This is a genomic window from Ignavibacteriales bacterium, assembly GCA_026390775.1.
In the GTDB taxonomy this organism is placed as follows: Bacteria; Bacteroidota; Ignavibacteria; order Ignavibacteriales; family Melioribacteraceae; genus Fen-1258.
In genome coordinates this window covers 1327733-1339553 of record JAPLFF010000007.1, presented here as the reverse complement: position 1 = coordinate 1339553, position 11821 = coordinate 1327733, and the positions used below count along the sequence as shown (strand labels likewise).

7 protein-coding genes are annotated in these 11821 nt (G+C 37.5%); 2 read left to right on the top strand and 5 right to left on the bottom strand.

The window, feature by feature from the left end:
- Positions 1-254 precede the first annotated feature (254 nt).
- The 5 genes from arsB to NTZ27_11090 form a co-directional block, all read right to left on the bottom strand.
- A complete protein-coding gene (gene arsB, locus NTZ27_11110; GenBank protein ID MCX6175290.1) occupies positions 255-1292 on the bottom strand; it encodes an ACR3 family arsenite efflux transporter in 1038 nt (345 codons plus the stop codon).
- Positions 1289-1723: an arsenate reductase ArsC gene (locus NTZ27_11105; GenBank protein MCX6175289.1), complete on the bottom strand. Its 435-nt coding sequence runs from the start codon at positions 1721-1723 to the stop codon at positions 1289-1291. The genes arsB and NTZ27_11105 overlap by 4 nt, the downstream gene beginning before the upstream one ends.
- Before the next feature lie 90 nt (positions 1724-1813).
- Positions 1814-2623, bottom strand: a complete 810-nt coding sequence (locus tag NTZ27_11100; GenBank protein MCX6175288.1) for an arsenite methyltransferase — start codon at positions 2621-2623, stop codon at positions 1814-1816.
- Positions 2602-2949 carry a metalloregulator ArsR/SmtB family transcription factor gene (locus NTZ27_11095; GenBank protein ID MCX6175287.1) on the bottom strand — a complete coding sequence of 116 codons (348 nt, stop codon included), beginning with the start codon at positions 2947-2949 and terminating at the stop codon, positions 2602-2604. The genes NTZ27_11100 and NTZ27_11095 overlap by 22 nt, the downstream gene beginning before the upstream one ends.
- A gap of 132 nt (positions 2950-3081) precedes the next feature.
- Entirely contained in the window at positions 3082-4677 is a 1596-nt protein-coding gene (locus NTZ27_11090) for a M20/M25/M40 family metallo-hydrolase (GenBank protein ID MCX6175286.1), read from the bottom strand.
- Between the two features lie 310 nt (positions 4678-4987).
- Here NTZ27_11090 and NTZ27_11085 point away from each other — a divergent pair, with 310 nt between their 5' ends.
- The gene (locus tag NTZ27_11085) at positions 4988-8272 is read left to right on the top strand and encodes a PDZ domain-containing protein (protein MCX6175285.1); all 3285 of its coding nucleotides are present in this window, start codon (positions 4988-4990) and stop codon (positions 8270-8272) included.
- Between the two features lie 236 nt (positions 8273-8508).
- On the top strand, positions 8509-11805 hold the full coding sequence (locus NTZ27_11080) for a glycosyl hydrolase (protein MCX6175284.1): 3297 nt from the start codon (positions 8509-8511) through the stop codon (positions 11803-11805).
- Positions 11806-11821: the final 16 nt, after the last annotated feature.

Below are 11821 nucleotides of genomic sequence, written 5' to 3'. Positions count from 1 at the left end.
TAGCAATTGCTAATAGCAGCGCAACAATTCCAACAATTATACCGGCGGTAGCATCTACAAAAAACTATTCTTTTGTATAATTTTTAACGTAGTAAAAAGTTTAGACCTGAGCATTTTTTAACTTACGGTGATTGAACTGTGATGCAAATTTAAATTAATAAAAGGTAAGATGCTGAAGGAATGGTACTCAGATTTAACTGATCGAAAGGATTAAAACAGATTTGTTTTGACCTTTTTAATCTGCGTACTATTATTTAAAAATATTTTTTCTGTAACCAAAGTGAAACATTAACCAGGCTGATTAGAACGGGCACTTCAACTAACGGACCAATAACAGCTGCGAATGCTTCACCGCTGTTGATTCCGAAAACTGCTATTGCAACAGCGATAGCTAATTCAAAATTGTTGCTTGCTGCTGTGAATGAAAGTGTTGCTGTCTTGGCGTAATTAGCGCCGACTTTTCTACCGAGATAAAACGAAACAAGAAACATTACCACGAAATAGATAATCAATGGAATTGCAATGCGGATAACGTCGAGTGGAATTTTTACAATATATTCACCTTTAAGTGAGAACATTACAATTATAGTAAAGAGCAGAGCGATCAAAGTAATTGGAGAAATCTTTGGAATGAATTTTGTTTGATACCATTCTTTGTTTTTAATTTTTATAAAAGTGAACCGGGTGATAATTCCTGTTATGAAGGGAATTCCAAGATAAATGAAAACACTTTCTGCAATTTGTCTGATTGTTATGTTCATAGCAAAAGTTTTTAAGCCCAGCCATGCCGGGAAAATAGTTAAGAACACATAAGCGTAAATCGAAAAAAAGAGAACTTGAAAAATGGAATTAAATGCAACGAGTCCCGCAGCATATTCGGTATCGCCTTTTGCAAGTTCGTTCCAAACAATAACCATTGCAATACATCGTGCGAGACCGATCAAAATCAATCCAGCCATGTATTCCGGATAATCGCGGAGAAAAAGAATTGCGAGAAAGAACATCAGTACTGGTCCGATGACCCAATTCTGTACAAGTGAAAGTGATAATAGTTTAACATTTTTAAAAACATCGCCGAGTTCTTCATACTTAACTTTTGCAAGAGGTGGATACATCATTAATATCAATCCAATCGCAATGGGAATGTTCGTCGTACCGGATTGAAATGAATTCCAAAAATTTACAATGCTCGGAAAAAGATAACCGGAAAAAACTCCAATGAACATTGCAAGAAAGATCCAAAACGTTAAATAACGATCGAGAAATGAAAGTTTTTTTGTAAGAGTTGTCATTTCAATTCTATAATAATTTTTTGATGGAATGCGGTAAACTCTTCAATTATCTCATCACGCACGTGCCGGTAAACGGAAAGAACCTTCTCTTCGGTCCCGGTTGCATCAGCGGGATCATCAAAACCAATATGAAGTTTGTGTTTTACATTTCCCGTAAACACGGGACAAGTTTCTTTTGCATTGTCACAAACGGTAATCACATAATCGAAAGATTTGTCAATAAACTGTTCAATGCTTTTTGTTTTGCCACCGCTGATGTCTATCCCGATTTCGTTCATCACTTTGATCGCATTCGGATTTACGCATTGTGCGGGATTTGTCCCGGCAGAAAAAACTTCGAGAGAAGAATCGAGTGATTTCAAAAATCCTTCTGCCATTTGGCTTCTGCATGAATTGCCAGTACATAAAATTAGAATTCGTTTAGTTATCATCTTCCGATTCTTTTTGATAATGGAACGCCGGTAACCGCAGATTAGTTTGCGAAAATCCGCCCAATCACCGTCGTCCGTGCTCTATTATTTTTAACTTTTGCTTCCAACTACCGTTATACTAAAAATGCCGACTTTACTTTCACGATATTGTTTAAGTGTCGCTTCAGGTAAATAATCTTTTAAGATTTCATCAGGCAAGTCAATTACTTTTGTTTTTTTAATTTCTACTTTCTTGAAACCGGTTTCTTTAATTATTTTTAAATATTCATCATGTTGAACCGCACCTGCGACGCATCCGGCATACATCATTGCAGATTTTTTCAAGTTAGCCGGTAATTCTCCTTTGATCACTATATCAGAAACGCAAAAATGTCCGTTGTCTTTTAGTATTCTATAAATTTCTGCAAATGCTTTTTGTTTGCTTGGTACAAGATTCAAAACACAATTGCTAACAACAACATCGGCAATGGAATTTGGCAGAGGCAGTGCTTCAATTTCGCCAAGTTTGAATTCAATATTTTTGTAGCCGAGTTTTACATTATTTCTATTTGCCTTATCAATCATCTCCTGCGTCATATCAATTCCAATTACTTTGCCTTCATTGCCAACTAATGCGCGTGCAACAAAAACATCGTTTCCTGCACCGCTGCCAAGATCAACAACAACATCACCTTTTTTTATGCCGGCAAATTCGGTCGGAAGTCCGCAACCCAAACCAAGATCAGCATCGGCAACGTATCCGTCAAGGTGGTTGTAATTATCCTGCATAACTGTATATCCTACAATTTTATTATCGGTAGTGCCGTTGCAAGAAGTTGGTCCACAGCATGAACCAGATTGTTTCGCAATCTCTCCATATTTCTCTTTTACCATTTCTTTTATTTCTTTTTCGTTCTGCATAATAAATTTTCTCCTTTGTTTATTTTGTCAAAAATATTTTTAAATGATTCACAGGCTTTTTTCAAAAAGCCGTAGTTTAAACAGTAATTAGTTTTTGGTCCTTCAATCTCGCCTTGAATAAATCCCACTCGTTTTAATTCTTTTAGATGTTGAGATACGGTTGCCTGCGCAAGGGGAAGAATCTCAACTATGTCTCCGCAGATGCAAATGTTTTTCTCTGCCAGAATTTTCAATATTTTTATTCTTGCCGGGTGCGAAAGCGCTTTTGCTGTATCTGCAAGAAGCAATTCCTCAGCAGTGAATTCTTCTTCTTTCGATTTAGCCATACTTGTTTCCTTTATCGTTCATCGCAAATATACGATAGATAAGACGGCATAGCAATAGAAAAGTTTCAAAAAAAATTAATAAATAAAAAAGCCCTCAAAATGAGGACTTAATTAATAGATTATAAACATTCATTATTGGCGTCTTTGGCGGGGTTGCTCTTCTTCGGGCTTTTTATCAACTACCAATTTATGATCAAGATTTGCAACCTGTAGTACAATGTTTGAAGAAAGTATTGCTGTTTTCAATATTTTCTCAAAATTAATTTTATCAACATCATCAGTCGGTTTGTGGTAATCAACTCTCATATCATCAAAAAAGAAAACCACAGGAATTCCTTTTCTCGCAAAATTATAGTGATCACTGCGTGAGTAAAAACGGTTGGGGTCATTCGGATCATCATATTTATAATTCAAATTATATTTAACCGTATTTGCATTTACTTCTTTTACAAGATTACCGAATTCTGTGCTTAATTTATTCGAACCGATGCAGTGAAGTGAATCAATATTTTCCCGTCCTACCATATCCATATTAATATCAACTACTACATCCTTCATAAAACTTCCGTTCTCTGTTGCATATCTTGAACCAAGTAAACCTTTTTCTTCACCGGTATTAAATATGGCAAGAACTGATCTTTTGTTTTTTCTTTCAGCTGAAAGCATACGCATTGATTCCAAAACAGCTACAGTACCGGAACCGTCATCGTCTGCACCGTTGCTTACAACACCGCCTCGCGTACCTAAATGATCGTAGTGTGCACTGATAACAATAAATTCATTTTTTAATTTTGGATCAGTACCTTCAATTAGACCGATAACATTTCTTGCACTCAATATTTTCGAAAATGGTTTTACGTCATACCTAAGTTTTTTATTTATTTCAAAAGATTGCACTGGTTCTTTCGCTTTCACTAATTCATTTATTTTTTCGTATGAATATTTTTCACCGGTTAATATTTTTTCTACAAATTTTTCGCCAACAGTAAAAACCGGAATATTTTTAACTACTTCTTGCGGCTCTTTCGAAATAAAAGAAATTGATGGCTGAGTGCCAAACTCCTTAAAGCGGTTCCAGAAAGATTTCAACCGCTCGTCAACAATTATTAAAACGCCAACAGCTCCTTTTTCTTTTGCAAGTTTTACTTTTGCATCAGGGTTAAACAAGTTCATCATCATTACGTCCGGTGTATTAACTTTATCTCTTGGTGGTTCGCCGCTCAATATTAAAACAGTCTTCCCTTTTACATCAATATTTGCGTAGTCATCGTAATTGTATTCTTTCTGAGTTAGACCATACCCGGCAAATACAATTCCGGTTGTTTGTTTTGCAAAAGATGAATCGGCATATCCTCGACCCGATCTCATAAAATCATCGCCAAGAACAAAATCGGAAATTGGTGAACCTGAATTATCAAGCAGAGCAATTTTCGATTCGATCGCATAACCGGACGAAAGAAGATCAAAATTTTGGAAATATGTGCCGTTATCTCCGTATGGTTTCACGTCATACTTTTCTAGTTCAGAAGCGATGAACAGTGAAGCTAATTTCTCTCCGTGTGTTGTCGTTTCTCTTCCTTCAAATTCATCCGATGCCAGAACTTGAAGATTTGCTTTCAAATGTGTGATGCTTGATTTATCCTCTACTTTAATCTGAGCAAAAAGAAATTGCGTTGAGAGTAACAATAACAATAAAAAAAAGATCGTGAAGGGAAACCGTGTTCTCATTTTATCCTCTGTCAAAAATATTATTTGATAGTTGGTTTATAAAAATTGAGTTGAAGTTAATCAATTATTTTTCTTAATACAGTCTCTTAACAATATTTAACGTTTCAAATTAGTAAATGAAATTATTATGTTGCATCCGGAGACTGGGTTTAACAGACCAAGGCGGCGGACTTAGATGGACGCTGCTGTCTCCGTTTATTCAACTGTATCTTGATAAATTTCTTTGTAAATTTTTCCCAAATGAAAGGCAATTTTGAATTTCTCACGTCTAATTACACACTAAAGTTTTTTAATCATTACAAGAGGACTTATGAAAAAAATCTTCACATTACTTTGCATAGTTTTATTTGCGCTAACTTCATTAACTCTTTTTGCTCAAGTAGATGCCCGCATGATGCAGAATCCCGATGTTTCCAAAACACATATCGTATTTACATACGGTGGTGATATTTGGATCGTTCTCAAAGAAGGCGGAACTGCATTAAAACTTAGCTCACCTGCCGGACAGGAATTGTTTGCAAAATTTTCTCCCGACGGTTCACAAATTGCATACAATGGAATTTACAACGGCAACTTTGATGTTTATGTAATTCCAACTATGGGTGGTTTACCAACACGCGTTACTCATCACGGAATGTCAGACAGAATAATTGATTGGTATCCCGACGGAAAAAATTTGTTGTATGTTTCTTCGATGAACAGCGGCAAACAGAGATTCAATCAATTCTATAAAGTTAGTATGAACGGCGGACTTCCGGAAAAACTGCCTGTACCTTACGGCGAAATGGCATCGCTATCACCCGATGGGAAGAAAATTGCATACACACCGATCAGTCAAGCATTCAGAACTTGGAAACGATACCGCGGCGGTTGGAATGCCAACATTTGGATTTTCGATCTTGAAAAAAATACTGCGGAGAATATTTCCAACAGTACAACAAACGATGAGTTCCCAATGTGGTCCGGAAATAAAATATATTACCTCTCCGATCGCGGAAAAGACTTACGTGCAAATATTTGGTCTTATGATCTGAACACAAAAGAAAATAAACAAATCACAAAATTCACAGACTTTGATATTCACTTTCCTTCTCTCGGACCATCCGATATTGTTTTTGAAAATGGAGGAAAAATTTATTTGCTAAATCTTACTGACGAAAAATACCGCGAAGTAAATATCAAATTGGTAACCGATGAATTAACATTGATGCCGAAGGTTGAAAAAGTTGCCAACCTGATGCAGAGCGCATGGCTTTCACCAGATGGTAAACGTGCTGTTGTTGAAGCACGAGGAGAAATTTTTTCTGTCCCGGCAGTAAACGGGCCGATTTATAATCTAACAAAAAGTTCAGGTGTCGCAGAAAGATATCCAGCATGGTCTCCCGATGGAAAGTATGTTGCTTATTGGAGTGACAAATCCGGCGAATATGAATTAACGGTTCGTAATATGGAAAACCCGAGTGAAGAAAAACAACTTACTTCTTATGGTCCGGGATATAGATATCAATTGTTCTGGTCTCCTAATAGTAAGATGCTTGCGTTCATTGATAAAGCAATGGAAATAAAAATTTATGACATGGAAAAAGATAAAACTTATGATGTTGATAAAGCGCTCTACTTCTATCAAGGAGGATTGCAGGGATTTACCGTAAGCTGGTCTTCGGATAGTAAATGGCTTGCTTACTCACGTGATCTTGAAACACAGAAAGGCGCTATCTATATATATAATGTATCCGAAGACAAAACACACCAGGTGACATCCGGTTATTACGGGGATGTAAACCCTGTGTTTGATCCTGACGGAAAATATCTTTACTTCACAACGAACAGAAATATTAATCCGGTTTACAGTGATATAGACAACACTTTCATTTATCCCAACACAACAAACATCGCTGCAATTACATTAAATGATGAAGTTCTTTCACCTCTCACACCAAAGAATGATACAACTTCAGTTAAGAAGGAAGAGCCCAAGAAAGACGATGCGAAGAAGGATGAGAAAAAAGATGAAAAGAAAGATGATAAAGACACCAAGAAAGATGATGCTAAGGATAAGCCGAAAGATGTAAAGATCACATTAGAAAATTTTGAGAACCGTTTGGTTATTCTGCCCGCAGCCCCCGGTAATTACGGAAGTATTGCCGCAGTCTCAGGAAAAGTAATTTATCTTAGAACACCGAATACAGGTGCGGCTAACAAAAATAAATCTGTTGTTTATTTCGATCTTGAATCGCGTGAAGAAAAAACAATTATTGATGATGCCGATTATTTCCAGGTCAGTGCCGATGGAAAGAAAATCCTACTCGGGAAAGGAAATAATTATTCAGTTGTAGATATCGCTCCAACCCAAAAGATGGAAAAGATGATGCCGACGGCACAGCTCGAAATGACAATCAATCCAAAAGAAGAATGGAAACAAATATTTAATGATGTCTGGAGATTTGAGCGTGATTTCTTTTACGATCCGAATATGCATGGCGTTGATTGGAAAGAAATGCGTGAGCAATACGGGAAGTTAATTGATAACTGTGTTACCAGGTGGGATGTAAATTTTGTTCTTGGAGAATTAATTGCAGAGTTAAATTCTTCGCACACATACCGGGGCGGCGGCGATACGGATGAAGCGCCCACAAAAAATGTCGGTTATCTCGGAATCAATTGGGAAATTGCCGGCGATGCTTTTAGAATTAAAAAAATAATTAACGGCGCTCCATGGGATTCTGAAGTCCGCTCACCTCTTCTGATGCCGGGATTAAAAGTTAAAGCAGGCGATTATATACTTGCAGTTAATGGTGAAACGCTCGATGTTACCAAAGATCCATGGACAGGATTTGAAGGATTGGCAGACAAAACTGTTGAACTTACAATTAACAGCAAACCAACTTTCGATGGCGCGAGAAAAATAACTGTAAACACAATTAATGATGAAACACGTTTAAGAAATTTAGAGTGGATTGAATCAAACAGAAAACGTGTTGAAGATGCCACGAACGGAAAGATCGGTTACATCTACGTTCCAAGTACAGGTATTGACGGACAAAACGAATTAGTCCGCCAGTTTGCTGCTCAGTATAAAAAAGACGGTTTGATAATTGATGAACGATTCAACAACGGCGGACAAATTCCTGACCGCTTTATTGAACTTCTTGATAGAAAGCCGTTAGCATTCTGGGCGGTTAGAGATGGAATGACATGGCAATGGCCTCCGTTTGCAAACTTCGGTCCTAAAGTTATGTTGATAAACGGATGGAGCGGCTCAGGTGGCGACGCATTCCCTGATTATTTTAGAAAAGCAAAATTAGGTCCGCTCGTTGGAACAAGAACTTGGGGAGGATTAATAGGTATCAGCGGTGCACCAGGTTTAATTGACGGCGGGACCATTACTGTTCCAACATTTAGAATGTACGACCCGGATGGAAAATGGTTTAAGGAAGGACACGGCGTGGATCCCGATATTGAAGTGATAGACGATCCTGCACAGCTTGCAAAAGGTGTTGATCCTCAGCTTGAAAGAGGAATTCAAGAAGTGATGAAACTATTAGATAAGAATCCCCCTGTGAATCCGAAACACCCCGCGTACGAGAAACGATAATTTATATTGAAAAGACGCCCTTCGGGGCGTTTTTTTATTTAAGCAGTTTAAAGTTAAAAAATGTTAGGGGACAAATTATTAATAGAATTAGACAATTATTTTTTTTAGGTTTAGCCACAATTCAAACAAAGAAGATAATCTTTATTGATGAGCAACAAAATAAATCATCCTCCTTTATTTCCCACTTCTGATTTATTTGCACATATTAATTTTCACAATAAAAACACGGAGTTGTTATGAAATTAATGCGTCTCTTTTTAATTCTTTTAATTGCGCAATCATTAGTTGTAGCGCAGGAGAAAGATGATGATAAAGATGTTAAAAAAGAAAAAGACAAACTCACAAGCGGCACTTTCAGTAGTCTAAAATTCCGAAGTGTCGGTCCTGCATTTACTTCCGGTAGAATTGCAGACTTTACAGTTAATCCTAATAATCACAGTGAATATTACGTTGCAACGGCAAGCGGCGGTTTATGGAAAACAATTAACAATGGAACTACTTGGCAAGCACTTGCAGATACAGTTCAAGCATACTCAATGGGCTGTGTTGTACTTGATCCGACAAACTCAAATGTTGTTTGGCTCGGCACGGGAGAAAACAATCATCAGCGCGCGCTTGGTTACGGAACTGGTGTGTACAAATCTATTGACGGCGGACAAAATTGGAAATTTATGGGTTTAAAAGATTCACGGCAGATCGGTGGAATAGTTGTTGATCCGAAAAATCCAAACACAGTTTATGTTGCAGCGGAAGGATCCGTTTGGGGTCCGGGCGGCGACCGCGGTCTTTATAAAACAACCGACGGCGGAAAGACGTGGAATAAAGTTTTAAACATCAGTGAAAACACCGGTGTGAATAATATTGTGATGGATCCGAGAGACTCAAATGTTTTATATGCAACATCAGAACAAAGACGCAGACACATATTTACAAAAATCGGCGGTGGTCCTGAGTCTGCAGTTTATAAATCAACTGATGCAGGCGCAACGTGGGATAAAATTATGTCCGGCTTACCAAAGGTTGATCTTGGCGGAATGGGAATTGCAATTTCTCCTGTTAACCCAGACGTAATTTATTTAATTGTCGAAGCTGCGGAAAAAAAAGGTGGCTTCTTCCGTTCAGCTAATCGAGGTGCATCGTGGGAAAAAATGAGCGATCACACTGAGCAAGGTCAATACTACAATGAAATTTATTGCGACCCAAAAGATGTTGACAAAGTTTATTCTACAGAAACTGTAACTCAATACACAGAAGATACGGGAAAAACTTGGAAGCCATTCGGCAACAGCGACCGACATGTTGACGATCATGCATTGTGGATTGATCCGACAGACACTAAACATATAATGATTGGTGGTGACGGCGGTGTTTATGAAACATTCGATTCCGGAAAGACTTTTCTTTTTAAGAACAACTTACCTGTAACACAATTCTATAGAGTTAACACTGATAATGATCTTCCTTTCTATAATATATATGGCGGTACTCAAGACAATAATAGTTTCGGTGGACCATCTCGTTCTATAAGAGGTAGCGGAGTAATTAGTGATGATTGGGTTATAACTCAAGGAGGAGATGGCTTCTGGATTGCTATTGATCCTACTAATCCCGACATAATTTATACAGAATCACAATATGGCGGAATGGCTCGCTTCGATAAAAAAAGCGGTGAATCAATTGATATTCGTCCGGAACCTGTTAAGGGAGAAAAAACTTTTAAATGGTATTGGGATACTCCTTTAATTTTAAGTCCGCATTCATCAACTCGTTTATACACTGCGGCAGAAAAAGTTTTTAGAAGTGACGACCGTGGAGATTCATGGACTGAAATTAGTGATGATCTTACAACTAAAACAGACCGTAACACATTTCAGGTAATGGGAAAATATTGGAGTATTGACGCTGATGGAAAAGATGTAAGTACATCACAATTCGGATTGATCGTTTCGCTTGTTGAATCAATTAAGAAAGAAAATCTTTTATACGCAGGGACAGACGACGGATTGATTCAAGTAACAGAAGATCAAAAGACTTGGCGTAAGATCGAAGATTTTCCTGGCGTTCCGAAATACACACTTGTCAGCGATATTCTTCCTTCGCGATTCGATGAGAATGTAGTTTACGCTTCATTCAACAATCATGAGCGGGATGATTTTAAACCTTATGTTATTAAGAGTGATGATAAAGGTAAGACGTGGGAATCAATTTCAAGTAATCTTCCTGCAAATGGTGCAGTTAATACAATTGTTGAAGACCCGATAAATTCAAAATTATTATTTGTAGGAACTGAGTGGGGAGTTTTCTTTACGGTTGACGGCGGTGAAAAGTGGATTCAGCTAAAAGCTGGAATTCCTCTTGTAAAGATTCCTGATATAACAATTCAAGAAAGGGAAAAAGATTTAGTTGTTGCAACATTCGGAAGAGGATTTTATGTGTTAGACGATTACTCGCCATTACGGACTGTTAGCAAAGAACTTTTAGATAAAGATGCTTATCTCTTCCCGATCAAAGATGCATTGATGTATATTCCAAGCGGCGGACACGGTGCGCAGGGTTCAAATTATTTTAGAGCACCAAATCCAGAATACGGTGCAACGTTTACATATTATATTAAAGATGTTCCCAAAACATTAAAAGCAGAACGTAAACAAAAAGAGAAAGCATTATTCAAAGATGGAAAACCAATTCCTCAACCATCTCTTGATGCATTGCATGAAGAAGAACTTGAAAAAGATTCATACCTTATTTTCAAAATTATGGATGAGACCGGTTTGGTTGTAAGAAAAATAACAAAATCTGCCGGAAGCGGAATTAATCGTATCAACTGGGATCTTCGTTACGAAAGCACATCTCCAATTGTTGTAGATAAATTTGAACCGGTTTCATCCGCGGTAAGCGGCAGAAGACGAAGCAGCGGCAGCGGAATTTTGGCCATGCCGGGTAAATATAAAATTTCTTTATCAATGGTTGTAAGAAATCAAGAAAAAGAATTGTTTGCACCGACTGAGTTTAATGTTGTTCCTCTTAATAACACAACAATACCAGCTAAAGACCGTTCTGAGTTAGTTGCATTCCAAAAGAAAGCTTCAGAGTTAGCCAGAACTGCATACGGTGCTCAAAGAGTTGCAGAAGATTTAGTAAAGAGAACTGAATCAATCAAGCAGGCATTGAATAATTCTGCTGCAGCACCATTTGAATTGCTGACTAAAGCAAATCAAGTTTCAGATGATCTTGATAAAATATTAATAACAATACGAGGAATGGAAGGAAGAGGTGCAAGCGCAGAAGAAAACCCACCGGCTCAGGTAACTTTGAACTCAAGACTTTCGACAATGCTCTTCACATCTTACAACACAACAACAAACTTAACGAAGAATCAGAAAGTAGCTTACGAAACTTTGTATGAAGAGATTCAACCGATAATTGAAAAGTTGAAAAAGATAATTGATGTAGATTTGAAAGCAATTGAATCTGAAATGGATAAACTCAATGTACCCTGGACACCGGGAAGGATGCCGGAATTGAAAAAATAGTATTTAGTACTTAGTA